The organism is Pseudoalteromonas sp. S2893 (assembly GCF_005887105.1).
Classification (GTDB): Bacteria; Pseudomonadota; Gammaproteobacteria; order Enterobacterales; family Alteromonadaceae; genus Pseudoalteromonas; species Pseudoalteromonas atlantica.
Map to the genome: position 1 here is coordinate 14886 of NZ_PNCY01000057.1, position 25184 is coordinate 40069.

The following is a 25184-nucleotide window of genomic DNA, read 5'->3' on the forward strand; positions in this document are numbered from 1 at the left end:
AGCAATACAAAACAGCACTATGGCATTAAAGCAGGCACGTTTTTGTGAATTAAAATATGTACTACCTAAGGGCGATTAAATCGCTGTGCGGGGGACATAACCCAATGGGCTATGTAAAACAACAAAAGCGGCTAAAAAGCCGCTTCTGAATAGATGCTGTTTAAAAAGCAACTATTATTTAACACCTAGCTCGCGTAAACGCTCTTGTAGGTAGCTGTCTGCAGTGTAGCGCTCAGAAAGCACAACATCAGGACGTGGGTGTAAAAACAGCGGTAAAGAAATACGCGACTTAGTCGACGCTTTACCCGTTGGGTTAATTACACGGTGAATAGTCGATGGGAAGTACCCGCCCGACGCTTCTTGTAGCATGTCACCAATATTAATAATTAAGCTACCAAAGTCACATGGCACATCTAACCAACCGCCATCTGTTTTTTGAACTTGCAGGCCTGGCTCGTTCGATGCAGGTAATACAGTTAATAAGTTAATGTCACCATGTGCTGCAGCGCGAATTGCACCTGGCTCTTCATCACCTGTCATTGGCGGGTAATGTAAAATACGTAACAATGTTTGCTCAGAATCAGCAATCATGTCTTTTAAATCGATAGAAAACTTAGCACGTACATCGGCTGGTGCCTCTGCTTGAACCCAGCTTAAAAGCGTTGCTGCAAATTCGTTAGCTAAGCGGTAGTACTCACGCACGTCGGCTTCAAGCTCTGCAGGCACGCGACCTTTAGGGTAAACATGAAAGTACTCTTTAATGTCTTTTACTGTAAAGCCTTTAGCTACCTCAGATACAGAAGGCGGGAAATAGCCGTCTTGCGTTTCTTTAGAAAATAAAAAGTCGTGCTTTTGCTCTGAATTAAAAAAGTCTTGCCATTTTTCGTAAATAGACTCAACTAAAGATTGCGGGATTGGGTGATTTTTTAATACACCAAAACCGGTGTTTCTTAACGATTCAACAAAGTGAGCAGCCGCATCGGGAGCTTTATAATCAACAGTAGGTAATTGCATTGTACGTTCCAGTGAATAGGTTGTTAGAAGTGAGCTGCTTTAAAATATAGCTAATTAGCCAATATAAAGTAGCAAAACCTTCATTATAGCGCTGTGCGAGGATAGACAAACCACCCAAAAAACATAAGGACAAATGTCCTCACGATGAAATAGTAAACAGTTTACTTGATCAAGATCAAAGCATAATAAACATTGAAATTACACTAGTTAGTGCTTATATCTTATCTATTATTGTAACGTATTTTAATGAAACACTAAGGCTCTTCTATGCGACAAAAAGTATCTTTTAAAAGCGGCGATTTAGAACTTGCAGGCCAGCTTGAACGCCCAGCCGGCGATGTAAAGTTTTATGCTTTATTTGCACACTGCTTTACCTGTGGTAAAGATATTGCTGCCGCTACGCGCATAAGCCGCGCCCTTACCCAACAGGGTATTGCCGTACTGCGCTTTGACTTTACCGGCCTTGGCAATAGCGACGGCGACTTTGCAAACAGTAACTTCTCATCAAATATTCAAGATTTAGTGGCCGCAGCCGATCACCTGCGTACGCACTTTGATGCGCCGCAGTTATTAATTGGCCACAGCTTAGGCGGCGCTGCCGTACTGGCTGCTGCAGAGCATATTCCTGAGGTATCGGCTATTACAACAATTGGCGCTCCTTCAGATGCGCAACACGTTGCACATAACTTTGAAGCCCATTTAGACGAAATAAACGCCGCAGGTGAAGCTAAAGTTAGCTTAGCTGGACGCGAATTTACCATAAAAAAACAATTTGTAGAGGACATAGCAAAGTACGACCGTAGCCATATAGGCAAATTAAAGCGCGCACTTTTAGTTATGCACTCCCCTGTTGATGCCACGGTTAATATTTCAGAAGCCGAGAAAATTTACGCATCAGCCAAACACCCAAAAAGCTTTATTAGCCTCGATAACGCCGACCACTTACTAAGTAATAAAAACGATGCCGAGTACGCTGCTACGCTTATTGCTAATTGGGCAAACCGCTACGTTAAATATGAGCAAAGCAACTACAGCGCAAAATTAGAAAACGGCAAAGTACTGGTTGAAGAAAAAGATCATATATTTACTCAGCACGTAAGTACTAAAGATCATACATGGCTTGCCGATGAGCCATTAAAAGTAGGTGGCAGTAATTTAGGCCCCGATCCTTACGACCATATACTCGCAGGCCTAGGCGCGTGTACCTCAATGACACTGCGTATGTATGCAACCTTAAAAAAGCTGCCGCTTGATCATATAAAAGTAGAACTTGAACACACCCGCGACTATTACAAAGATTGCGACAACGGCGAATGCACCCAAAACCTAGAGGCCATTACCCGTAAAATTACCCTACGCGGCGACTTAACCGAAGCACAGCGCCAACGCCTGCTCGAAATAGCCGACAAATGCCCTGTGCATAAGACCTTGCATAACAGCCCAATTGTAGTAAGTGAATTAGTTGAGTAACTAAAACAAAAATAGCGCAGCTGTGGCTGCGCTATTTACTAGGGCCTGTTTACCTTTCGAGGTTGAATTTGCAGCAGTCTGTTTGGTATTTAGGCAAGGCAGAGCCTATGTACTGTAGTTGTTCCCCATAAATAGGCGATAACGACGTATAAATGCCAAACAGGCGCTGCCCAAAGGGTTCTGCCTAGGGGCCATTTACTCTTTGTTACTCGGTTTTTACTTAGCCCACTAGGTTACAAACCTCGCGCCGTGATTTAATGGCCCCTAGATTGAACAAATTATAACCCTGAAAGGTCAACAGGCCCTGAAATAAAGCTCTACAAATTTTTGTTAATTTAAAAACGCCTGCATTTCTTTACTCATTCTATCCACCAGCCATTTTGGTCCGCCGTCGTACATATCGTTATGGCGCGATTTTTCAATTATTACTTGGCTAACAGGGAAGTTTTTTAGCTCTGTTTCATTTAATAAAACATTCGCATCGGCTGGGTAATCACTACCACGCAGTGTAAGCACGCGTATGTTTTTATTACGTGGGATCAGCATGCGGCGGTGATCGAGGGTAATTATTTGACTTACTTCATTTGGGTAAATTGAAGCATATAAAGCAGATATATCGCCGCCGTTAGAGTGGCCTAATAACGTAAGCTTAGAAAAGTTATACTCAGGGTATTGAGCACTTAGTTGATTAACTAAAAATTTAAGGGTAACCACACCGCGGTGCCAGTTTTCCATGCGGGTGGTTAAATAAGGCTGTATGTGATTAAGCGCAGGGTCGGTTTTTAGCTCATGCGCGACTGCAATGCTTAAATAACCCTGTGCATTAAATAGCTTACTCGCAAACGTGTAGTCATTGTGGCTAATACCGTAGCCTGCATTTACAAATGCTACAGGGCACTTTGCGTGTACGCTGCATTGATTACTCTCATTGGGGTATGTGATATTTATAGGGATGGTGCGATTGCGGCTTTGATCCACTATTACATCGTCATTAGCAAAGCTTAATGGTGATATTAAACTCGCGCTTAGGCTAAATGCACTTAATGTTAGTAACTTTTTTATTGTTTTATGCATGTTTTAACTTATATAAATTATTGTTTTTAAATAAAAATAACTTTTACTATAAAGGTTAGCGCGCGCCATTGCTAATGTATGCGATAATACGGGTATTATTTTTAGTTAATTTAGAAAAGTACCCCATGAAATCATACAGCACTATTGAACAACGTATCGACATTTTGCAAAGTCGAATAGAAGCCTATAAAGAAGAAATTGCCGTGTTACAGGCCGAGCCAAAAAGTAACAACGAGCGTATTATTTTTAAATTTATTGAAACAGGCAGCACAGGTAAAACAAAAGACTTTGTCCGCGAACTTGGTATTAAGTCGCCGCGCGATAGCTTATATTCATCAGGCGATGTAACCAAATTAATTAAAGACGGCGCTGATGACATCACCCCTGCACTGCTTGAAATTGCCCGCACATTGGCAAACGCACGTAATAAAAATGGCCCTAGCTGTTAATACCAAGCTACAGGCCACTGTTTAATCTTATTAAAGGTTATTCATTGTTTAGAGGCTTGCAATATGCAGCTTCTAAACGCTCCTCACATATTAATCGCAAAGCTCAATATTAAGGCTTGTAAGTAAATTAAGGGCTTCAAAGCGCTCAAACTTAGCACCCGCTAACGTATTACTGTTTAAATCTATATTAAATTCTGTAGCCCCTACAAAGTCACACTCAGTTAAAGTGGTTTGAAAAAACTCACTATCGCGAAAATTACTTCCTGTAAATGTACTTTGCTTTAAATTGGCATGTCTAAAATCAACATTTTTTGCAAAGCAGTGTATTAATTTTAGTGATTTTAAAGTTAATTCATAAAAAGAGCTGTTACTAAGTTCACAGCTATTAAAGCTCACCGGCGCATTTATACTTAGCGCTCCCCAATCAGCATTGCTCCATTGCACGCTGTTTAACTTACAATGGCTAAAGCTTACACTTTCAAGCGAGCTGTATCCCCATTCTATGCTCGATAAATTGCAATGCTCAAAGCTGCACTCTATAAATCGACACGTTTTAAATTGCCCCTGAGATAAGTCGCAATTTATAAACGTACATGCTTCAAATTCTGTGTTTTCGAGTGTGTGTTTTGCTAGCTGTAAGGCACTAAATTGCTGATCGCAATAATAGCTATTATTAGAAATTGGCACTGTAACTACGTGTCCGTATTTAGGGTTGTTTAATGGGCATAAGGGCTGGTTTTTGGCAAGTCTTGTTTAAGCGCTAATAAGGCGATAAAAATTAAGCCAAAGAGCGGAAATACCGCTAAGCATCCGCCCACAAAAGCTAAAACGCCCGGCATGGTGCTTTTGCGTTTACCTATTTTGTAGCTAATAAGCGCAAAAATTGGAATGCAAAACAAAATAAAAAAAGCTAAAAATTCACCAAATAATGTGAGATTAAACGACATAAGAACTCCCTCTCTATTGAATAATATTTGATACCAAGCAACTTAAATAATTAACTACTCTAGCGTGCTAAATAGACTAATAACTTAACACGATTGGTATGAACTGGTTTAAATTTAACCATAAAAAAACCCCTAGGCATACTCCTAAGGGTTTTTAAATCTAGCTAAGCGCATTTGTTGCGCGCGGTATTACTCTTCGCTAGGAATTGCTTTTTCTACCACACTGATTGCAAGCTCAGTTAACGAGTCGCTATTAGCTTTGCTAGGTGCATCGGTTAATAAGCACGATGCTTGAGTGGTTTTAGGGAACGCAATAACGTCACGAATGTTATCGGTACCACATAAAAGCATAACTAAACGGTCAAGACCAAAGGCTAAACCAGCATGTGGTGGTGTGCCGTATTTAAGGGCATCAAGTAAGAAGCCAAACTTGTCTTGTTGCTCTTGCGCATCAATACCTAAAATTCTAAATGCTGCTTCTTGCATATCAGCATTATGAATACGTACCGAACCGCCACCTACTTCGTAGCCGTTTAATACCATGTCGTAAGCATCTGAAATAGCCGCGGCAGGGTTTGCTTCAAGCTCTTCTGCGCTAATATCTTTTGGTGCTGTGAATGGGTGATGCACAGCATGTAACGTGCCTTCGTCATCTTCTTCAAACATTGGGAAGTCAACAACCCAAAGTGGCGCCCAGCTATCAAGGTTAGTGATTTCTAAATCAACACCAATCTTCAAGCGAAGCGCGCCCATTGCTTCGTTTACAACGTTGCGTTTATCGGCACCAAATAAAATAATGTCGCCCGTTTGTGCGTTAGTACGCTCAAGTAACTGGGTAATTACCTCTTCGTTTAAAAACTTAGCCACTGGAGATTGAACGCCTTCCGCGCCTGCATCGCGGTCGTTTACTTTCATCCACGCCATACCTTTAGCGCCGTAAATGCCAATAAATTTAGTGTAATCGTCAAGTTGCTTACGCGAAAGCTTAGCGCCACCCGGTACTGTTAATACAGCAACGCGGCCTTTTTCGTCGTTAGCTGGGCCTGAAAATACGTTAAACTCTACGTCTTTTACTAAATCAGCTACATCAACAAGCTTCATTGGGTTACGTAAGTCTGGCTTATCAGAACCGTAAAGGCTCATTGCTTCGCTGTAAGGCATAATTGGGAAATCGCCTAAATCAACGTTTAATAATGATTGCCACATTTCACGGATCATTTTTTCAGTCATACCACGTACTTGATCAGAGCTCATGAACGAGGTTTCTAAATCTATTTGGGTAAATTCAGGTTGGCGATCGGCACGTAAATCTTCGTCACGGAAACATTTAACAATTTGGTAGTAACGGTCAAAACCCGACATCATCAACAATTGCTTAAACAACTGTGGCGACTGTGGTAATGCGTAAAAGCTGCCTTTATGAACACGGCTTGGTACTAAGTAATCGCGTGCACCTTCTGGTGTTGCTTTTGTAAGTACAGGTGTTTCAATGTCTAAAAAGCCATTGTCATCTAAAAAGCGACGAACAAAGCTGCTTGCTTTAGCGCGCAGTTTAATACGGTCGCTCATTTCAAGGCGACGTAAATCTAAGTAGCGGTACTTTAAGCGGCGCTCTTCAGAATTGGTTTGATTAAAATCAAGCGGAAGCGGCTCAGAGCGGTTAATAATAGTTAGCTCAGTACCTAAAATTTCTACTTCGCCTGTTGCCATGTCTTTATTTACTTGGCTTTCTGGGCGCGCACGTACAACACCTTTTAACTGCACACAAAACTCTTGGCGAAGTTTGTTAGCGTTATCCATTAGTCCTTCAACCTCTGGATCGAATACAACTTGTACTAACCCTTCTCTATCGCGTAAATCGACAAAGATAAGTCCACCAAGGTCACGTCGTTTGTTGATCCAGCCACATAGTTCAACTTCTTGATCTACGTGAGTTTTATTTAGCTGTCCGCAATATATAGAGCGCATAGTTTTCCTGTCAGATAAAAGGCTTAAACGGTTATATTTATTTGTTTTAAGGCGTGTGATTTAAAAAACTGGTCACCACAATACAAATAAAGCCGCTAGCAATCTAAAAATAATCAAATTAAGCCCTGCATTATACCCAAGTAGTATCAAGATGCTAGGGCGTGTTGAACGTTGGTGGTTGAATTTGCAGCAGTATGTTTGGCTTTTAGGCAAGGCAGAGTCTATGTAGTGTGGTTATTCCCCATAAAAAGGCGATAACGCAGCATAAATGCCAAACATGCGCTGCCCTTTGGGTTCTTTCTAGGGACGATTAACTCTTTGTTGCCTACATGGATGTAGGTAAGGGGCGTGAGCAGGACGCGGAAGCTTTGCTCGATTTTTACTTAGCCCACTAGGTTACAAACCTCGCGCCGCGATTTAATCGCCCCTAGATTGAACAAATTTCAATCTACAAAGATCAACACGCCCTAGGGCGTGTGTTTAGCTTTGTAATGTTAATTAGCAGCAAGCACCGTATGTATTTGGTACACTTACGCCACGAAGTCATTAAGCCACCCTTTTTATGTTATATATTGGATGCCCTCAGTGGTCGAGCAGCGCCTGGAAAGGCAACTTATTTACCCGCCAATGTAAAAATGCCGATATGCTAAGCCAATATGCCCAGCATTTTAACTCAGTAGAAGGCAATACCAGCTTTTACGCAGACCCAGCGCCAAGCACTGTTTTACGCTGGGCTCAAAGCGTACCCGAGGACTTTAAATTTACGTTTAAGTTTCATCGTCGCTTTAGCCACGAGCTTGCGCTTAGTAATGTTCAGGCAGAGCTTAATGACTGGCTTACGTTATTTGCCCCAATACTTGAAAAAACAGGGCAAATAATGCTGCAATTACCCAAAGCGTTTGGTCCAAGCGATTTACCTAAATTAACGCAATTTATTAGCTTGCTCCCCAAAGAGCTAAATTACGGCGTAGAAGTACGACATAGTGATTTTTTTAAAAAAGGTGAGGCCGAAATTGCCCTTAATCAGCTATTAATGGCAAATAATATAAACCGTATTTCTATGGATACCCGTGCGCTTTTTGCAGTAAAGCCCACCACCGAGGCTTTAATAGATGCACAACAAAAAAAGCCCCACTTACCGGTACATGCAATAGCTACTGGCTCACAGCCGATGGCGCGCTTTGTAATAGCCGATTTACAAAACGACTATAAACCCTTTTATAAACCGTGGCTCAGTAAAGTAAAACAATGGCTTGATGAGGGGAAGTCCCCGTATGTGTTTTTTCATACTGCCGATAACCGTGAATCTCCACGACTCGCTAGGCAGTTTTGTGAAGACCTAGGGTATAATCACCCAGTATTAAACCCGTTCAGCGGCGAAAAAGAAGCCCACCAGCCAACGCTTTTTTAAATAGAGAATAAAAATGAGTGAATACGCACGTTACTTTACCGGCTACCCAGCTAACATTATTGAGCAAGTATTAAGCCTTATAAATAACAATAAGGTATGTGACTACTTACTTAAAAAATACCCACATGCGCACACCATCACCACCGACAAACTACTTTACAGCTACGCCACTGATTTAAAAAAGCAGTATTTAAAAAACGCCCCACCGTTTGGCCGCGCTGCATTTAAAAAACAAGGTGATATGGTCACCAACGCACTCGGTACTCACACCTACCGCATGCAGGGTAAAACCCGTAAGCACGATTTAGCCATAAACAGTGACTTACTGCGCGCACCCGAGCCACTGTTAAAAGCGCTAGTCGTACACGAACTCGCCCACTTTAAAGAAAAAGATCACAACAAAAGCTTTTATAAACTGTGCTGCCACATGGAGCCGCAATACCATCAGTTAGAGTTAGATTTACGGATTTTTTGTGTGGTGGTGGCGATGGGAGAGAATCCTTATTTAAAATAGGGGTTTTACCGTTGTTTAACTGAGTGAAAATAACGCCCATGCTTAAGTTATTATATCCTTCCATAACCAAGCGCCCATACCCATTCTTTTATCCCCGTAAGCAGTTGACAACTTAACGCCTTTTGGCTCAATAAAAACAAAAACATTTAAAACTACATAATTGCCCTACATTTGAGAACTACACTCCTAAGAGTTAATTTAATCTTTGGAGTTTTTAAATGATAAAAAATACCCATGCCTTTTTCCTCAGTGCACTGTGCTGCTTAACCTTAAGTGCCTGCAACAAGCAAAACAGCCAATCGCTTGAGCAATCAAACCTCAATGATTTTACTCTAACCAGCTCAAAAGTAAGTGATGGCGGTAATTTGCCTATTACTTATACGTGCGATGGGCAAAGCATTAGCCCCCCACTTAACTGGAGTGGTGCACCTAAGGCAACCAAATATTATGCATTAATTATGGATCATAAAGCGCCAGAGGGAATGCATTGGTATTGGACCATGTACAACATTTCCGCCGATAAAACACAAATTAAAGCGGGCGAAACCCTCGGTGAAGTAGGCTCTAATAGCGTAAACGATTTAAACCAATACGCGCCGCCTTGCTCTAAAGGTCCGGGTGAAAAAAGCTATACTTATACTGTTTACGCGTTATCTGCACCGGTTACCTTTAATAGCGATACAAAAGTAGATCGCTCAGCATTACTCGCTGCTGTAAAAGATATTACGCTCGATACTGCAAGTATGACGGTTAAATACTCGCGAAGCGCCAGTAGCGCCGAGCACAAACCTAATACAAGACCAAAACCAAATGAGCAACCAAAGCCTGATAAATCATATTTAACCGCTAACGTAAAATCACCTCGTTGCGATGCTATTAAACAATCAGTGAGTAATGCAGGGTTTGATAAAAGCGTATCTGTTACGTGCGATGAACAATATGCTTATATTGTCTCATCTACTTATCCTGATCATGAAGTAATGACTGGTATTACAGGTACTAACGAGCAAATACCCGTTCCAGCTAAAGGCTACGCTGCACCTATAAAGCTAAACCCAAAAAAAGCAAAGACAATAACAACAATTGATGCAGCCGTAGGTGTTGCTGTTAATGGCGTACCAATATACGACTATTCTTCGCAAGGTGAACTGGACGTAAATAGCTACGATGAAAAACACGACACGTTAGCACTCGGACAGTTAGATATATGTGGCGGACACGCAGGACGGGGTGATGACTACCATTATCATGTATCGCCAACGTGTATGATTGACACAATGAAAAACCAATCAAGCGATGCCATTATTGGCTGGGCTTATGATGGTTACCCGCTGTATGGCAGTAAAAATCCAGATGGCAGTTCAATTGCCAAAGGTGACCTTGATGTATGTAACGGACAAACCGACGACACATTTGGCTATCGCTATCAAACTTCAGCTACGCCGCCATATATTATTCAGTGCTTAGTAGGTGAAGTAGATACAGCTAAATTACCAAGAGTGTCACCACTTAGTGGCGATACTCAAGGCATAAGAGCCGACCTGCGCCCGCCACAAGGAGGCGTTGAAAATCTAACGCACACAATCTCTGAAAACGGCAGTCGTACAATGAGCTATTCATACAAAGGTGAAAACTACTTTACAACCTACAGCCCTGCATCACAGGGAAAAGACTGCTATAGCTTTAAACAAAAAACTATCAGTAATCGTGGCAAGGTTCAAACAGGTACATTTTGTAGAGGCCCGCAACCAAATCACCTTACTCCTACAGTCACTAAGCAAAATACAAATCCTGCCATTACAGGCAAGCATAACTTAAAGCTAGAAGCATGGGCTGATAACTGGTTTACAGCTTACATAGGCGAGCAGTTACTTGTTGAAGATTCTGTGCCCATAACCACAGAGCGTTCATTTAATGCCGAAAGCATTACGTTTTCTGCAAACTACCCTATTGAGCTTAATTTAATAATTAAAGACTTTAAGCAAAACGACACTGGGCTTGAATACATCGGTGCTAAAAATCAGCAAATGGGTGATGGCGGTTTTATTATGCAACTTACCGACACCGATACAAATAAAGTAGTTGCGGTAAGCAGTAAAAGCTTTAAATGCGAAATACTTCACAAAGCGCCGCTTAACAAATCATGCGAAAGCGAAACAACCCCAGTTGCGGGCGAAGGCGCTTGTACATTTATGTCAAAAGAAGCGCCCACTAACTGGCTGCAAAGTAACTTTGACGATACGCATTGGGCTAATGCAGTAGAGCACAACTTTGCCGATGTAGGGCCAAAAGACGGTTACGACGATATTAACTGGAATGAAAACGCAAAATTCATATGGGGCGAAGACTTAGAAACCGACAACACCCTTATTTGCAAAGCAACAATTGAGCAACCTCAATAAACAAAAAGGTCAACCGCTTCAATAAAAGGCAGTAATTATGTATTTTTTAAAAAAATTTAAATGGCTAATGCTAGCGTGTATTTTAACAAGTACGATCGCTCAAGTGAGCGCCCATGTATTGAAAAACACAACAGCCCAAGTAATTTTGAGAGACGGGCAAGTTGAGGTTAAAGTATTAACTAATGCTGAGCATTTAATTTCAATGCTGCAAAGCGAGCAAGCATGGCTTATGGGCGATATTGATAAGCTTATGCCTACAAATTTAAGTACAGAGCAACAAGAAGAGTTTGTAAAAAATGCACTTAAACAAAAAACGAGCTTACGTGTAAATCAGCAAGTTATCGTGTTTGAACGCGTCGCTTTTACCACCAGCAACAACGAAGCGCACGACCTAGAAATTGTTTTTCAAGCGAAGCACACATTTTCAACAGTGGATGAGCTTGCTATATCGTTCCCTAAAAGTTTAGGCGCAGTACACGCAAGCTTTGTAAAACCACAATATAAGTTACTGAGTGCTGGCGATACCGCAAAAATAAAGCTCTAATCCATAAAATCAACATACCTAAAAAGCTTACTTAAAAAGGATTTTAGTAAGCAACTCCCAAAATACGCTAATTGTAGGCACATAATCAATATGCAATACTGCTCAGTACGTTAATGTGATGATCTTTACTATTTGCAAATCAGTGAAATTAATACATAAATTCTTTTTAGCTTTTTTTATCACTAATATCGCCCTTGTTGGGCTCATGTTTGTGTTTATATACATGACCTTTTCGTCAGGGTTTAACAAATTTGTTGAACAAGAAGAAACAAAGCATGTAGCAATGGTTAAGCATCAACTTGTTAATTTATATAACGAATTAGGCAGTTGGCAAGCCATTAAGCAAAACACGCAATTATGGCGCTCTATTGTAGAGCCGCAAAAAAAGCCAGGCGAGCCTAAAACTAATAAACACACAAGCTCCCCACCCAAACCAAATAGCAGTAAAGCAACTCCCTCTTTATTGTGGATACACTTACCTGCAGACTCCCTTAAAACAGGACAACGTATAAGTTTATATGATCAAAATAAAAAGGTTGTTGTTGGCAGAGCTAATTTAAACGACCACCCACATATAGAGCCTATTTTATTAAACAATAACGTTATAGGCTGGATAGGTTTAGTACCTTCAAAACTTGTGCAAAGTAGTCCGGCAAAAGCGTTTTTAGCAACGCAATTTCATAACTACTTTATGATCACGTTACTCGTTATTACGCTCGCATTTATTATGGCTATTGTGTTATCTCGCCATTTAATAAAACCAATAAAAAAAATAGTGACTGGCACCGATGAGTTAACAAAAGGAAATTTTGCCAGCAGAATCATCCCCTCTAGTAAAGATGAGCTAGGTACCCTATCCAACAACTTTAACACCTTAGCCCACACGCTTGAGCAAAACCAACAAATGCGATTTCAATGGGTGTCAGACACATCCCATGAATTAAGAACCCCACTTACCGTACTACGCTCGCATTTACTAGCCATACAAGATGGCGTATTTACAGCCGACACAAAGCGTATTAATTTACTCATAAACCAAGTAGATAACTTAAGTCACATTGTTGACGACCTAGCTCAACTAGCACAAACAGATAGCGTTAATTTAACCTATAACAATGCACATATTGATTTGATAAACATTTTTATGCAATCAATTGAAAACTACACCGCTCGCTTTAAAGAGCGTGAATTAAATGTAGACAGCAAAAGCTTAACCAAAGCCGGCAAATGTATAATAAATGGCGATAAAGAACGCCTTGTACAATTATTTTCAAACCTATTAGAAAATACCTGTAGATACACGCATAAAGGTGGGCAAGTAATAATACTTGCCAACAAAACTCCTAATAACATTGAGCTTATTTTACAAGACTCAGCCCCAGGTGTTTTACCAAACGACTTACAAAAGTTGTTTGAGCGTTTTTATCGGGTTGAAAAATCTCGAAGCCGAGAGCACGGCGGCTCGGGCTTAGGACTTGCGCTTTGCAAACAAATAGTAGAGGCACATGGCGGTCAAATATCGTTGCACAACTCGCCACTTGGTGGGTTAGAGGTAAAAATAACGCTGAGACTTTTAGGTTAAAATAATGACATCACAAAAAATACTTATTGTTGAAGACGAAGAAAACATTGCAGAGGTACTTATTGCCTATGCTAAGCAACAAGATTACGTAACTGAGCACTTTAATAGTGGCAAAGGTGTGGTTAGTTTTGTAAAACAAAACGCAGTAGATTTAATACTTCTTGATTTAATGCTGCCAGATGTTGATGGCATTGAGCTATGTAAGCAAATTAGAGCCTTTTCAAGTGTACCAATTATTATGCTTACCGCAAAAAGTGAAGAAATAGACCGCTTACTGGGTTTAGAGATCGGCGCCGATGACTACATATGCAAACCTTTCAGCCCCAAAGAAGTTATAGCACGCATAAAAGCCGTACTAAGAAGAACCAGCCAGCCTAAAATAAATATTATCAATCATAATAATTTTCAATTATACAAAGACGATTACGAAGCGCGCTTAAACGGAGAAAGCATTGGCTTTACCGCCGTCGAGTTTAAAATATTTTTATTATTTATAAGCCACGTAGGTCGTGTTTTCACCCGCGAAGATATTATTAATAACGTATACAGCGATACAACCGACATATCCGATCGCAACATAGATACACATATTAAAAATATACGAAAAAAGATTAACGACGTTCAAACAGGGCTAAACCCAATAGCTGCGGTTTATAGTGTGGGTTATAAGTTTAAAGAGTAGGTTTACTGATTAAAATAAATCTAACATGACGAAAAAGCGCGATATTAGTCGCGCTTTTAACTAATTTTTTGCTGATAGCTTAAAACTGACAGCTCAAAAGCACGTTGGGTTTCGCTTCGCTCAACCCAACCTACATTACAGCCCTAGCTCAGCCATAAAGTCATCATCGGCATCATCTTGTTCTGCTTCTTTTGACTTAGCTTTTGCTTTTTCGGCCTTTTGCTTAGCTTCGTTTTCGATAATGTCATCAGGGTCTATCGCTTCTACAATGTCAAAGTCATGTAGTTTAATAAACTCTGTTTTATCCATTGCCAGCTCTAGGTAAAAGATATTTTGGTTGCGCGTAGTAAAGGTTACGCGGCGTGCTTGTGGACGATCCATAGTGGTATCAACCGATATTTGCACTTGTTTATTAATTGCCATCATTTTTGGCTGGTTTTGCGTAATAGAGGTATGTAACTGCTCACGCACTTTAGAAGTGAAGTCACCAACAATTTGGTTCATCAGCTCGCCCATTACATTTGAAACGTCATCCGATAAATGACTGTGGGCAATTTCTTCTTCAGGCATGCCCATATTGCGCATGTAATCGCCGTAAATTTCCATTGCCGCTTGCGCTGTAAAATTAGTGACTACCAGCCCTGTAAAGCCACCATCAAATAATACAAAACAGCCAATGTCTGGACGCATACAGGTGCGCGTTATTTTTTGCACCATAGCTGAGTAGCTAATTTCGTTACCGCTGGCTGATGACAGAACACCCGTCACTGAATGACATAGGGTTGCTAAAATATCGTCTGTGCTAATTACCTTACTTTTGCTCATTTAACGTTCTCTTTTATACTTATTATTCATAATTCTAGCCAAGCTACTGAATTTATCACTGACTATCCAGTATAAAATGTTAAAATAGTGCCATTATTTTTAAAGAGACTGCCTTAGTGAGTATAAAAGACAGTATTTACGCCTCTGAGCAACAAGTAAAAGATTTTAGCTTTGACCAAAATGTGGTTGAGGTTTTTCCGGATATGATCCAGCGCTCTGTGCCTGGGTATGCCACCATTGTAAGCACTATGGGTAAATTGGCTGGTGAATATGCGCAAAGTAATTCAAACCTTTACGATTTAGGCTGCTCGCTTGGTGCGGTTACCCTAAGTATGCGCCGTAATATTCGCACCGATAACTGCCACATTATTGCTGTAGATAACTCACAAGCTATGGTTGAGCGTTGTAAGGTTCATTTACAAGGCTTTAAGTCAGACGTGCCTGTTACAGTAACTTTAGGCGATATTAACGAGCTTGAGATTCAAAATGCGTCGGTAGTGGCCATGAATTTTACCTTGCAATTTATTCCGCCTTTACAGCGCCAAGCCGTGCTTGAAAAAATTTACGCTAACTTAAAACCCGGTGGCGTACTGCTCCTTAGCGAAAAAATTAAAGCCGAAAACGAGCAGTGCGATAATTTATTAATTGATTTGCACCACGACTTTAAACGCCACAATGGCTACTCAGAGCTTGAAATAAGCCAAAAACGTACTGCCATTGAAAACGTGATGCGCCCCGATACGCTAAGCACTCACTTTAATCGTTTAAGCGACATTGGTTTTAGCCAAACGCAGGTGTGGTATCAATGTTTTAATTTTTGCTCAATGGTAGCAATTAAATAAAGAGAGTGACTTATGTCTCAATGGTTTAACCAATTTTACGCAGCAATTGCACAAAGCCCGCTTAGCCACTGGCTAGAAACCCTGCCCGCTCAATTAAAGCATTGGCAAAACGAGGCAAGCCATGGCGATTTACCAAAATGGCAAAAAGTACTTAAAAATTTGCCAGAAGTAAAAACAACCCACGTTGATATCGCCACTAAAGTAGAAATTGGCGCACCGGGGGAGATGAGCGAAGGCGAGCAAAAACAAGCCACGCATTTATTAAAACGCATGATGCCATGGCGCAAAGGCCCTTTTACTGTACACGGTATTGAAATAAACACAGAGTGGCGCAGCGATTGGAAGTGGGATCGCCTGCTTCCTCATATTGAGCCTTTAAAAGGCCGCACAGTATTAGATATAGGCTGTGGCTCTGGCTATCACTTGTGGCGTATGCGCGGTGAAGGCGCTGAATTTGTAGTAGGTATTGACCCTTCTGATTTATTTTTGTGTCAGTTTCAGGCCATTAAACATTACAACCCAGATGAAAACGTGCATTTATTACCATTAGGTGTAGAGGCACTACCCGAGCTTAAAGCGTTTGATACGGTGTTTTCTATGGGGGTGCTGTATCACCGCCGCTCGCCTATCGATTTTTTAGCGCAGTTAAAAGCGCAGCTTCGTCCAGGTGGCGAACTCGTACTAGAAACGTTAGTAATTGAAGGCGATGAAAACACCGTACTGGTACCTACCGACCGCTACGCAAAAATGCGCAACGTTTGGTTTATTCCAAGTACTGCTGCACTAAAACTGTGGATGGAGCGCGTTGGCTTTAAAGATGTGCAAATAAAAGATTGCGCAATTACCACGCTTGATGAGCAACGCAGGACCGACTGGATGGAAAACGAATCGTTAGTTGATTTTTTAGACCCAAACGATACCAGTAAAACCATTGAAGGTTACCCTGCTCCACTTAGAGCAATACTAACTGCCAAAGCATAAATAACTTAAAAGCACCCAGGGTGCTTTTTTTGTGCAATTAACAAACTAATAGCGGACAAGTGTCCTTGTTAATTATTTCAAAACTATATTTGAGCTAGCCGCGCAGTTGCAATTGTTGTAAAATACGCGCGTTTCTAAGCTATCGAAAAGCAACCCCAAGCAATTATTTGAGGAAAACCTGTGAGCGAACAAAAACAGTCATTAAGCTATAAAGACGCGGGCGTAGATATCGACGCTGGTAATGCACTTGTTGAGCGTATTAAAGGCGTAGTTAAAAAAACGCGTCGTCCAGAAGTAATGGGCGGAATTGGTGGTTTTGGCGCTCTTTGCGAAATTCCAGAAGGTTACAAACAGCCAGTACTAGTAGCAGGTACTGACGGTGTAGGTACTAAACTACGTTTAGCTATCGACTTAAAAAAACACGACACTGTAGGTATTGATTTAGTTGCAATGTGTGTAAACGATTTAATAGTACAAGGCGCTGAACCCCTGTTTTTTCTAGATTACTATGCAACAGGTAAACTAGATGTAGACACAGCAGCCGATGTAGTAACCGGTATTGGTAAAGGCTGTGAGATTTCTGGCTGTGCCCTGATTGGCGGCGAAACAGCTGAAATGCCAGGTATGTACGATGGTGAAGACTACGACATGGCTGGTTTTTGTACCGGTGTAGTAGAAAAATCTAAAATTATTGATGGCACAAAAGTAGCAGCCGGCGATCAACTTATTGCCCTTGCCTCTAGCGGTCCGCACTCAAACGGCTTTTCTTTAATTCGTAAAGTGCTTGAAGTATCAAACGCCGATACGAATCAAGTTATTGACGGCAAAACACTAGGCGAGCACTTACTAGAGCCAACCCGTATTTACGTTAAACCTTTACTTGAATTATTTAAGCAAGTAGACGTGCATGCCCTATCGCATATTACTGGCGGCGGCTTTTGGGAAAACATTCCGCGTGTATTACCTGATTCTGCAAAAGCAGTAGTTAAAGGCGATAGCTGGCAGTGGCCAACCGTTTTTAACTGGTTACAAGAAAACGGCAATATTACTACACACGAAATGTACCGTACATTTAACTGTGGTGTAGGCATGGTATTAGTAGTACCAGGCGATGCGCTAGAGCAAAGCTTAAGCATTTTAAAAGAGCTTGGCGAAAACGCATGGCACCTTGGTGAAATTCAAGATGCTGTTGCCGGCGAAGAGCAAGTAGAAATTGTAGGTGGTGCTAAGTAATGTCACCCATTCGCTTAGTGGTATTAATATCGGGTAGTGGTTCTAATTTACAAGCCATTATTGATGCCTGCGAGCGCGGCGAAATAAACGGACACATAGCGGCTGTTATAAGTAACAAAGCAGACGCTTACGGCCTTGAGCGTGCAAAACAAGCAGGTATTGCTACAAAAGTGCTCAGTCACAAAAATTTTGACTCGCGCGAGGCCTATGATGCGCAATTAATGAACGTTATTGACTCTTTTATGCCAAATCTAGTTGTATTAGCTGGGTTTATGCGTATTCTTACTCCTAGCTTAGTGCAAAAATATGTTGGAAAAATGTTGAACATTCATCCATCTTTGTTGCCTAAGTATCAGGGGCTGAATACCCACCAAAGAGCAATTGATGCAAAAGACGATGTTCATGGCGTAAGTGTTCATTTTGTAACTGAAGAGTTAGACGGCGGTCCCGTTATTCTTCAGGCGCAAATACCTGTACTCAAGGATGATACAGCAGAAACATTAGCTAAACGCGTGCACGAACAAGAGCATATAATTTATCCTTTGGTGGTCAAGTGGTTCAGTGAACACAGACTTACTATGGAAGCAGATTATGCAGTTCTTGACGAAAAACAACTTCCTGCACACGGCGCGCACTACCCACAATAAAAAAATAAGTGCCCTGCTGTTATGTGTGGGCGCTTTACTTCCTACTAGCCTAATTGCAGGCGAACTAACAGAGTATCAAGCCAGCTACGATATTTTACGCAAAGGTAAAAATCATGGCGAGGCAGTACGCGAACTTAAAAAAGTTGGCGAGCAAACGTATCAACTTACTTATCACAGCAATATTGAGTGGATGATTTTCTCTGACAAGCGAGAAGAAACCTCTGTATTTACTTTTTTAGATAACAAAGTCACTCCTCATCATTACAATATGGTGCGTACCGGCACCGGCCCAGATAAAGATTATAAAATAGACTTTGATACACAAAATAAAGTGGTCACCAGCAGCACTAGTGAATACCCGCTAAAGTGCGAATGGACTGACGAATTTCAAGATGCTATTTCGTATCAAGTACAAGTACGCGAAGGCTTAAAAAAAGGCGAAACTTATTTTTCGTTTCCGCTTATTGATAAAAAAGGCAATCGCCGCGACTACAACTTTGAAGTGGTTGGCAAAGAAATGATTTCGCTGCCAATTGGTAACGTAGAAGCTATAAAAGTAAAACGTTTATACGATAACGATAAACGCCAAGCCCTTGCCTGGTTTGCACCAGAAATGGACTACATGCTAGTACGTATGTGGAAAGGCGAAAAAGGCATGGAGCAGTTTGAAGTACAAATGAATTCATTTACCGTTACCCAGCCTGTTTCTACTCCAGTAAGTGAGAGCAGCGAAGTAAGATCAGAAGCGCCGTAAACACGGTGATAGCAAACACAAAAAACGCGATTTTATATCGCGTTTTTTTGTGTTTGCTTTTAGGCTATTTAACTAAATTAGTTCGCCCATTTTAAATAACGCAAACTCCCCTGGCTGCATTTTTTGCCAGCGTTCGTCGTTGGTTAATGGCCGTGTAGCTATTACTGTTACTACATCGTTTGGGGTGGTTTCTTCGTTAAAATCAACCACCATATCGGCATCAATTAACGTTGCTTTACCAAATGGCGCACGGCGCGTTATGTAGTGTAAGTTATTCGTGCAGTACGCCAATACAAATACGCCATCGGTCAATAACATATTAAATACGCCCTTTTCACGTAGCGTATGCGAAAGCTTAGCCGCATATCTAAATACAGAGGCCATATTAGAGGGGCGTTTTGGGTATTTTTCACGAATTTTATCTAGCAACCAACAAAACGCCAGCTCACTGTCGGTGTTACCCACTGGGCGATAATATTGGGGTTTTAAATCGTGATAGTTAGATAACTGGCCATTATGTGCATAGGTAATTTCGCGTCCCCAAAGCTCACGGGTAAACGGATGGGTATTTTCAAGGCACACTCGGCCACGGTTGCCTTGGCGAATATGGCTAATTACCGACACGCTTTTAATGGGGTAGGCTTTTACTAGCTTGGCGATTTCTGATTGATAGCTTGGCTCAGGATCTTTAAAGGTTCTACACCCTTTACCCTCGTAAAACGTAATACCCCAGCCATCTTTATGCGGGCCGGTATTACCACCGCGCTCTAATAGACCTGAAAAACTAAAACAAATATCCGTAGGTACGTTGGCTGACATGCCAAGTAATTCACACATTAATAAACTAACCCTTAAAAAATACGTATAAATAGCGCTGTACTTTGCTATGCGCTACAACAGACATACTTACTTAAAAAAACTTTTTTGGCTAGCTGATTTACTGATTTTTAGCGCTTAAATAATCGCTGTGATTGAATTAAACACAGCAGTGGTGCATGCTTGTTCCTTATAAAGGGAATAATGATAAGCATAATGGCTAGTTTGTCGTTAATTTAACGCTGTAATGTACTTGAAACTTACGCTCACTAGCGCTACTCTAACTGAGGTGGTCTGACCTCTATTAAGGAATAAGCAATGACACTCATATTTACACTCGGTTTAATCGCACTGCTCAGCATCGCGGTTTACCACAGAGCGAGTTGGAACACAGCACTTGGTGTTTCTGCCGCAACATTATTAATTGGTACCTTCGCAGGTGCTTTTGGTTTAATTAGCTGGTTGATCTTTTTGATCATCGCGGTTCCTCTTTCTGTTACTGGCATTCGTCAGCAATATATAATCAAGCCGATTTTTACTACCTTTAAAAAAGTAACGCCAAGCATGTCTGACACTGAAAAGTCAGCAATCGATGCCGGTACTACGTGGTGGGAAGCTGATTTATTTTGTGGTAACCCAGATTGGAAAAAGCTACACCAATACCCAGTACCAAAGCTGACTATTGAAGAGCAAGCCTTTATTGATGGCCCTGTAGAAGTAGTATGTAGCATGCTAGATGATTGGGAAGCAACACACGAGCTTACCGATTTACCGCAAGATGTATGGCAATATCTAAAAGATAATAAATTCTTTGCCATGATCATCAAAAAAGAATACGGCGGTTTAGAGTTTTCTGCGTTTGCACAATCATGTGTTCTGCAAAAGTTAACCAGTAAATCGACCTTGCTATCGTCAATTGTAGGTGTACCTAACTCGTTAGGCCCAGGTGAGTTGCTACAGCACTACGGTACTGAAGATCAAAAAAATCATTATTTACCGCGCTTAGCCCAAGGCCAAGAAATTCCATGTTTTGCATTAACCTCGCCAGAAGCAGGCTCTGACGCAAGCTCAATTCCTGATTACGGTGTAGTGTGTAAAGGGCAATGGAACGGTGAAGAAGTAGTAGGTATTAGCCTTACCTGGAACAAGCGTTACATTACTCTTGCACCAGTGGCTACAGTACTTGGTCTTGCCTTTAAACTACAAGATCCAGATGGTTTACTAAGCGACAAAAAAGAGCCAGGCATAACCTGTGCACTTATTCCAACTAACACGCCAGGTGTTGAAATTGGTCGTCGCCACTTCCCGCTTAACGTACCATTTCAAAATGGCCCGACTCGCGGTAAAGATATTTTTGTACCCCTTGATTACATTATTGGTGGCCCAGAAATGGCTGGCCAAGGCTGGCGCATGCTGGTTGAATGTTTATCGGTTGGCCGTGCAATTACATTGCCGTCAAACTCTGCCGGTGGCATTAAAACAATTGCCGTAGCAACAGGTGCATATAGCCGTATTCGTCGTCAGTTCCGTTTACCAATTGGTAAAATGGAAGGTGTTGAAGAGTCACTGGCTAAACTTGCAGGTTACGCTTACAGCTCAGATGCAGCAGTTAGTATGTCAACCGGTGCGGTAGATTTAGGAGAAAAGCCATCGGTTGTTTCAGCTATTATTAAATACCACCTTACCGAGCAAATGCGCGAGTCGACCATTCATGCAATGGACGTACTTGGCGGTAAAGGGATTATGCTTGGTCCAAATAACTATTTGGGTCGTGGCTATCAAGGTGCCCCTATTGCTATAACAGTAGAAGGTGCCAACATCTTGACCCGTAATATGATTATTTATGGTCAAGGTGCAATTCGCTGTCATCCATTTGTACTAACCGAGCTTGGTGCTTGTGAAATTGAAGATCGCGAAGAAGCGCTTAACGTATTTGATAAAGCGCTAATGGGCCACATTGGCTTTACAATGTCGAACCTTGTACGTACTAAGTGGCTTGCGCTTACCGGTGCACGTTTTACTAGCGTACCGTACAAAGACGACACCGCAGAGTTTTACCGTATAGCATCACGCTTTAGTGCATCGCTTGCGCTTATGTCTGACATTAGCATGGCGGTATTTGGTGGCTCGCTTAAACGTAAAGAGCGCATTTCAGCACGTTTAGGTGACTTACTAAGCTACTTATATTTAGTGTCTGCAACGCTTAAACGCTATAACGACGAAGGCCGTAAACAAGAAGATTTAGCCCTAGTAAAATGGAGCTGTCAGGATCATCTTTACCACTGCCAACGTGCCCTTGCTGATTTAATCAATAACATGCCGTCTGCCCCATTACGTGGCGTATTAAAAGTATTGTTATTCCCGTTTGGTCGCCCCGTTCGTAAACCTACCGACAAACTTGAGCATAAACTAGCACAACTACTTCAAGTACCTAGCGAAACGCGTAACCGTTTAGCAAGCTATGTTTACTTAAAAGATGAGCCACTAAACCTAGTTGGCCGTCAAGAGCAAACACTTAAAGACGTACTGGCTGTAGAGCCGTTATTTGAACGAGTATGTAAAGAAAAAGGCCTTAAACTGCCATTCTTCCAACTTGATAAAGTAGCGCAAATGGGCCTTGAAGCTGGCATATTAAGCCAAGCAGAAGCTGATAAATTAGCCGCTGTAGAAAAAGCCCGCTTAGACGTAATTAACGTTGATGACTTTGACCCAGCTGATTTATTAGCAGGCAAAGCCGCACGTAAAAGTGAAGACAGCAAAGCAGATGCAGCTTAACCCGTTAGGTTAACGCAGCCAACAGTCCGCCTGTTGTGATCATCCAAACCAGCGCGTAATGCGCTGGTTTTTTTTGCACGATAGCTTGTTGGAGTGCGCACCAAATAATGCCAGTTAATAGCAACAAGCCACTTGCTTGGTTGAATAAAGCAAAAAAAACAATAAGCGAAAGTAAGAGCACAATTAAACTAGGAACAAATTGGCCAATAAAAAATGCTGTTTGCTTATTCTGCATTTTAAAAAACACACTATATTTTTGATGTAGATGACTACAATCAAATTGTAATGAACTACTAAACAACACCACAAAAGCTAGTGACAAAATACTAAATATATCAGCTAAATTAGCGCGCTCTTGTAGTAGTACCTCAAATGCCATAAATACGCACAACAATAAAGCACCTCGCCAAATCAAAGCCCAGCTGTTGTGTATAAAAAACATTAGCCAAAAGCCTGTAAGTGAGCTTAGCTCTAACTTAGCTGCAAAATTAAAAGGTGCCATTAAGGTGCTTAAGGCAAATAACAGCACAAAGCCACACTGATAAATCAGTGGACTTACATCAAACGGTAACATTAGCCACATTGCAGATAACAAAAATCCATAAACAAGCGCTATTGGCTTGTATATGCATAAAATGCCGAGGATAAATTGTAATAGTAAAAACACCAAAAAATGCGGCACCCTAAGCCACTGGTCTATGCTCAGGTCAACCGCGATAACAAGGCTTGCAATCAACCAGCCATTACTTAACAGCAAAAGCTTTATATCCACCAAACCAAGCCAATACCGCTTAACCAATGTCTGTTGAAACGCTCGTTGGGCTGAGTTTTTTATTGCAGACTTCATTACTCTTAACATTACACTTTGTAGCAACAAATACAGCCAAGCCATTTTCGCACCATATTGAGGTGCATCACTACTATCAATAATTTTTCCAAGCCCTAAAAAAAGTAGCAATATCAAACCCAACACTGACGAGCCTAACACCACTAAAAATAACACCCCAAAGCTTTTCAGTTGTAATAATAATTGTGTAAGTTCAGTCTTGTATGCCAGAAAACGATAATCCATAAAAGAGCGGTATTGGCCAATTGATTGTTTTAAATTTGCAATCATAAAGGCGTACACTCAAAGCCATGCAGTAAAAAAGGCTCGGGCTCGTGACAGGTGATAATTATTTGACCTTGTGGCTTATTTACTAAATATTCATCAAGTAAAATTAGTAAATACTCAATACTCGCTTGATCAAGCGCTGCACTGGGTTCATCTAACAGTAAATACGGTGCATCACGCATAAGCGCTAAAATTAACTGACACTTCTTTTGGTTCCCTGATGATAGAGCGTCAAAGCGTGTATTTAGAAATTCATTAAAATTAAACCCATCGACTATAGCTGTTGGCCAACAACAGCCAAATGTATTTGAGGATAAGTTAATTATTTGCTTTGCTGTTAAAAAGTCGGGTAAAGCAATACTGTCAGAGGCTATAGCAACTTGCTTATGTGGTTCGGTTAATGCGTTTCCAGAAAACAAAAGCTCACCACTTTCGTAAGTTTCAAGCCCCGCTAATATCATCAATAGAGTTGTTTTCCCTTGGCCATTAGGTGCTTCGATGCACACTTTTTGGCTGCTAAACACTTTATTGTAATCACGATAAACCACGTTGGTAACAAACTGCTTATTTAAGCCAATCACTTCAATCATAAAATATCCCTATAAGTAAGCGTGATATTATAAATAAACTTTTATGAGAAACAAAACCCATCACCACAGCTTTAAAACAACACTAACGGGAAAGTAACGTCGCTTTCTAATAGCGATAAATCTTTTAGCAAAGTGAAACAGTATCAGAAGCTCTGAAAAAGCTTGTGACATCAACAGCGTTCCTCTCTAACACTTCACTATAAAGATAAGCTTTTTACATCTGCGGCGCTATGACTTAGCCTCAAGCCATATAAACTACTTTAAAGGACAATTTGAATTCTGATAACACGTAAAGCTATGAACTAAACTAAAAATTAAGCTATGAGTTTTTAATTCAAATCTACTACGGTTTACGTGTAAATTATGACTGATAGCTGATAGCTGATAGCTGATAGCTGATAAAAAATTATATTTGGATTAGTTAATAAGGAAATTATTTATTGCTTGCTATTGAGGAAATAACAAGTGGCGGAGTGGACGGGACTCGAACCCGCGACCCCCGGCGTGACAGGCCGGTATTCTAACCAACTGAACTACCACTCCGCAGAGG

Annotated in this window: 23 protein-coding genes and 1 tRNA gene; 14 read left to right on the plus strand and 10 right to left on the minus strand. The window is 41.1% G+C overall.

From position 1 onward, the window contains the following. Nucleotides 1-174: 174 nt before the first annotated feature. Nucleotides 175-1014 carry an isopenicillin N synthase family dioxygenase gene (locus CWC04_RS18300; protein ID WP_004589526.1) on the minus strand — a complete coding sequence of 280 codons (840 nt, stop codon included), beginning with the start codon at nucleotides 1012-1014 and terminating at the stop codon, nucleotides 175-177. A 267-nt stretch (nucleotides 1015-1281) separates the two neighbouring features. Here CWC04_RS18300 and CWC04_RS18305 point away from each other — a divergent pair, with 267 nt between their 5' ends. Next, nucleotides 1282-2484, plus strand: coding sequence for a bifunctional alpha/beta hydrolase/OsmC family protein (locus CWC04_RS18305; RefSeq protein ID WP_024033663.1), 1203 nt, complete (start codon nucleotides 1282-1284; stop codon nucleotides 2482-2484). 330 nt (nucleotides 2485-2814) lie between these two features. Here the strand turns inward: CWC04_RS18305 and CWC04_RS18310 are convergent, their stop codons facing one another. Then, on the minus strand, nucleotides 2815-3558 hold the full coding sequence (locus CWC04_RS18310; protein WP_138686102.1) for an alpha/beta hydrolase: 744 nt from the start codon (nucleotides 3556-3558) through the stop codon (nucleotides 2815-2817). Nucleotides 3559-3683: 125 nt separating this feature from the next. On the opposite strand from CWC04_RS18310, the gene CWC04_RS18315 reads away from it, so the two are divergent. After that, on the plus strand, nucleotides 3684-4007 hold the full coding sequence (locus tag CWC04_RS18315) for a hypothetical protein (RefSeq protein WP_004588950.1): 324 nt from the start codon (nucleotides 3684-3686) through the stop codon (nucleotides 4005-4007). Between the two features lie 90 nt (nucleotides 4008-4097). Here CWC04_RS18315 and CWC04_RS18320 read toward each other — a convergent pair whose 3' ends face one another. From CWC04_RS18320 to aspS, 3 genes are all read right to left on the minus strand, one after another. Then, complete coding sequence (locus CWC04_RS18320) at nucleotides 4098-4694, minus strand: pentapeptide repeat-containing protein (protein WP_138686103.1); 597 nt, start codon at nucleotides 4692-4694, stop codon at nucleotides 4098-4100. Nucleotides 4695-4723: 29 nt separating this feature from the next. Further along, on the minus strand, nucleotides 4724-4954 hold the full coding sequence (locus CWC04_RS18325) for a hypothetical protein (protein ID WP_024033669.1): 231 nt from the start codon (nucleotides 4952-4954) through the stop codon (nucleotides 4724-4726). Nucleotides 4955-5143: 189 nt separating this feature from the next. Beyond that, a complete protein-coding gene (aspS, locus tag CWC04_RS18330; RefSeq protein WP_029772588.1) occupies nucleotides 5144-6922 on the minus strand; it encodes an aspartate--tRNA ligase in 1779 nt (592 codons plus the stop codon). Nucleotides 6923-7484: 562 nt separating this feature from the next. Between aspS and CWC04_RS18340 the strand changes: the two genes are divergently transcribed. The 6 genes from CWC04_RS18340 to CWC04_RS18365 all read left to right on the plus strand — a co-directional run bounded on the left by CWC04_RS18340 (nucleotide 7485) and on the right by CWC04_RS18365 (nucleotide 14057). Further along, nucleotides 7485-8333 (plus strand): DUF72 domain-containing protein, encoded by an 849-nt coding sequence (locus CWC04_RS18340; protein WP_138686104.1) that lies wholly within the window; start codon nucleotides 7485-7487, stop codon nucleotides 8331-8333. A 13-nt stretch (nucleotides 8334-8346) separates the two neighbouring features. Then, on the plus strand, nucleotides 8347-8847 hold the full coding sequence (locus tag CWC04_RS18345; protein WP_138686105.1) for a M48 metallopeptidase family protein: 501 nt from the start codon (nucleotides 8347-8349) through the stop codon (nucleotides 8845-8847). A 218-nt stretch (nucleotides 8848-9065) separates the two neighbouring features. After that, nucleotides 9066-11249, plus strand: coding sequence for a YbhB/YbcL family Raf kinase inhibitor-like protein (locus CWC04_RS18350; protein WP_171038599.1), 2184 nt, complete (start codon nucleotides 9066-9068; stop codon nucleotides 11247-11249). A gap of 37 nt (nucleotides 11250-11286) precedes the next feature. Beyond that, nucleotides 11287-11793 carry a hypothetical protein gene (locus CWC04_RS18355; protein ID WP_138686106.1) on the plus strand — a complete coding sequence of 169 codons (507 nt, stop codon included), beginning with the start codon at nucleotides 11287-11289 and terminating at the stop codon, nucleotides 11791-11793. A 118-nt stretch (nucleotides 11794-11911) separates the two neighbouring features. After that, nucleotides 11912-13375, plus strand: coding sequence for an ATP-binding protein (locus CWC04_RS18360; RefSeq protein WP_138686107.1), 1464 nt, complete (start codon nucleotides 11912-11914; stop codon nucleotides 13373-13375). A gap of 4 nt (nucleotides 13376-13379) precedes the next feature. Further along, the gene (locus CWC04_RS18365) at nucleotides 13380-14057 is read left to right on the plus strand and encodes a response regulator (protein WP_138686108.1); all 678 of its coding nucleotides are present in this window, start codon (nucleotides 13380-13382) and stop codon (nucleotides 14055-14057) included. Between the two features lie 135 nt (nucleotides 14058-14192). On the opposite strand, the gene CWC04_RS18370 is transcribed toward CWC04_RS18365, so the two are convergent. Then, nucleotides 14193-14882, minus strand: coding sequence for a DUF3334 family protein (locus tag CWC04_RS18370; RefSeq protein WP_004588943.1), 690 nt, complete (start codon nucleotides 14880-14882; stop codon nucleotides 14193-14195). 116 nt (nucleotides 14883-14998) lie between these two features. On the opposite strand from CWC04_RS18370, the gene cmoA reads away from it, so the two are divergent. The 5 genes from cmoA to CWC04_RS18395 all read left to right on the plus strand — a co-directional run bounded on the left by cmoA (nucleotide 14999) and on the right by CWC04_RS18395 (nucleotide 19339). Next, the gene (gene cmoA / locus CWC04_RS18375) at nucleotides 14999-15724 is read left to right on the plus strand and encodes a carboxy-S-adenosyl-L-methionine synthase CmoA (protein WP_004588942.1); all 726 of its coding nucleotides are present in this window, start codon (nucleotides 14999-15001) and stop codon (nucleotides 15722-15724) included. A 12-nt stretch (nucleotides 15725-15736) separates the two neighbouring features. After that, nucleotides 15737-16705, plus strand: a complete 969-nt coding sequence (gene cmoB / locus CWC04_RS18380) for a tRNA 5-methoxyuridine(34)/uridine 5-oxyacetic acid(34) synthase CmoB (protein WP_054982276.1) — start codon at nucleotides 15737-15739, stop codon at nucleotides 16703-16705. A 180-nt stretch (nucleotides 16706-16885) separates the two neighbouring features. Further along, entirely contained in the window at nucleotides 16886-17938 is a 1053-nt protein-coding gene (purM, locus tag CWC04_RS18385) for a phosphoribosylformylglycinamidine cyclo-ligase (protein WP_029772582.1), read from the plus strand. Next, nucleotides 17938-18585, plus strand: coding sequence for a phosphoribosylglycinamide formyltransferase (gene purN / locus CWC04_RS18390; RefSeq protein WP_138686109.1), 648 nt, complete (start codon nucleotides 17938-17940; stop codon nucleotides 18583-18585). The genes purM and purN overlap by 1 nt, the downstream gene beginning before the upstream one ends. 16 nt (nucleotides 18586-18601) lie before the next feature. Continuing rightward, nucleotides 18602-19339 carry a DUF3108 domain-containing protein gene (locus CWC04_RS18395; RefSeq protein ID WP_029772580.1) on the plus strand — a complete coding sequence of 246 codons (738 nt, stop codon included), beginning with the start codon at nucleotides 18602-18604 and terminating at the stop codon, nucleotides 19337-19339. Nucleotides 19340-19411: 72 nt separating this feature from the next. On the opposite strand, the gene CWC04_RS18400 is transcribed toward CWC04_RS18395, so the two are convergent. Then, nucleotides 19412-20176, minus strand: coding sequence for a class II glutamine amidotransferase (locus CWC04_RS18400; RefSeq protein ID WP_004587229.1), 765 nt, complete (start codon nucleotides 20174-20176; stop codon nucleotides 19412-19414). Between the two features lie 297 nt (nucleotides 20177-20473). On the opposite strand from CWC04_RS18400, the gene fadE reads away from it, so the two are divergent. Further along, the gene (gene fadE / locus CWC04_RS18405; protein ID WP_138686110.1) at nucleotides 20474-22930 is read left to right on the plus strand and encodes an acyl-CoA dehydrogenase FadE; all 2457 of its coding nucleotides are present in this window, start codon (nucleotides 20474-20476) and stop codon (nucleotides 22928-22930) included. A gap of 4 nt (nucleotides 22931-22934) precedes the next feature. Here the strand turns inward: fadE and CWC04_RS18410 are convergent, their stop codons facing one another. The 3 genes from CWC04_RS18410 to CWC04_RS18420 all read right to left on the minus strand — a co-directional run bounded on the left by CWC04_RS18410 (nucleotide 22935) and on the right by CWC04_RS18420 (nucleotide 25177). Next, the gene (locus tag CWC04_RS18410; protein ID WP_138686111.1) at nucleotides 22935-24047 is read right to left on the minus strand and encodes a DUF6136 family protein; all 1113 of its coding nucleotides are present in this window, start codon (nucleotides 24045-24047) and stop codon (nucleotides 22935-22937) included. Further along, nucleotides 24044-24634 (minus strand): ABC transporter ATP-binding protein, encoded by a 591-nt coding sequence (locus CWC04_RS18415; RefSeq protein WP_138686112.1) that lies wholly within the window; start codon nucleotides 24632-24634, stop codon nucleotides 24044-24046. The genes CWC04_RS18410 and CWC04_RS18415 overlap by 4 nt, the downstream gene beginning before the upstream one ends. A 466-nt stretch (nucleotides 24635-25100) precedes the next feature. After that, nucleotides 25101-25177, minus strand: a tRNA-Asp gene (locus CWC04_RS18420). Between the last annotated feature and the right edge of the window lie 7 nt (nucleotides 25178-25184).

What these genes read in the sequence shown, in the direction of transcription:
- CWC04_RS18300 (WP_004589526.1), bottom strand. Translation starts at nt 1,014, where the DNA reads ATGCAATTACCTACTGTTGATTATAAAGCTCCCGATGCGGCTGCTCAC.
- CWC04_RS18305 (WP_024033663.1), top strand. Translation starts at nt 1,282, where the DNA reads ATGCGACAAAAAGTATCTTTTAAAAGCGGCGATTTAGAACTTGCAGGC.
- CWC04_RS18310 (WP_138686102.1), bottom strand. Translation starts at nt 3,558, where the DNA reads ATGCATAAAACAATAAAAAAGTTACTAACATTAAGTGCATTTAGCCTA.
- CWC04_RS18315 (WP_004588950.1), top strand. Translation starts at nt 3,684, where the DNA reads ATGAAATCATACAGCACTATTGAACAACGTATCGACATTTTGCAAAGT.
- CWC04_RS18325 (WP_024033669.1), bottom strand. Translation starts at nt 4,954, where the DNA reads ATGTCGTTTAATCTCACATTATTTGGTGAATTTTTAGCTTTTTTTATT.
- aspS (WP_029772588.1), bottom strand. Translation starts at nt 6,922, where the DNA reads ATGCGCTCTATATATTGCGGACAGCTAAATAAAACTCACGTAGATCAA.
- CWC04_RS18340 (WP_138686104.1), top strand. Translation starts at nt 7,485, where the DNA reads ATGTTATATATTGGATGCCCTCAGTGGTCGAGCAGCGCCTGGAAAGGC.
- CWC04_RS18345 (WP_138686105.1), top strand. Translation starts at nt 8,347, where the DNA reads ATGAGTGAATACGCACGTTACTTTACCGGCTACCCAGCTAACATTATT.
- CWC04_RS18350 (WP_171038599.1), top strand. Translation starts at nt 9,066, where the DNA reads ATGATAAAAAATACCCATGCCTTTTTCCTCAGTGCACTGTGCTGCTTA.
- CWC04_RS18355 (WP_138686106.1), top strand. Translation starts at nt 11,287, where the DNA reads ATGTATTTTTTAAAAAAATTTAAATGGCTAATGCTAGCGTGTATTTTA.
- CWC04_RS18360 (WP_138686107.1), top strand. Translation starts at nt 11,912, where the DNA reads ATGATCTTTACTATTTGCAAATCAGTGAAATTAATACATAAATTCTTT.
- CWC04_RS18365 (WP_138686108.1), top strand. Translation starts at nt 13,380, where the DNA reads ATGACATCACAAAAAATACTTATTGTTGAAGACGAAGAAAACATTGCA.
- CWC04_RS18370 (WP_004588943.1), bottom strand. Translation starts at nt 14,882, where the DNA reads ATGAGCAAAAGTAAGGTAATTAGCACAGACGATATTTTAGCAACCCTA.
- cmoB (WP_054982276.1), top strand. Translation starts at nt 15,737, where the DNA reads ATGTCTCAATGGTTTAACCAATTTTACGCAGCAATTGCACAAAGCCCG.
- purN (WP_138686109.1), top strand. Translation starts at nt 17,938, where the DNA reads ATGTCACCCATTCGCTTAGTGGTATTAATATCGGGTAGTGGTTCTAAT.
- CWC04_RS18400 (WP_004587229.1), bottom strand. Translation starts at nt 20,176, where the DNA reads ATGTGTGAATTACTTGGCATGTCAGCCAACGTACCTACGGATATTTGT.
- fadE (WP_138686110.1), top strand. Translation starts at nt 20,474, where the DNA reads ATGACACTCATATTTACACTCGGTTTAATCGCACTGCTCAGCATCGCG.
- CWC04_RS18410 (WP_138686111.1), bottom strand. Translation starts at nt 24,047, where the DNA reads ATGATTGCAAATTTAAAACAATCAATTGGCCAATACCGCTCTTTTATG.
- CWC04_RS18415 (WP_138686112.1), bottom strand. Translation starts at nt 24,634, where the DNA reads ATGATTGAAGTGATTGGCTTAAATAAGCAGTTTGTTACCAACGTGGTT.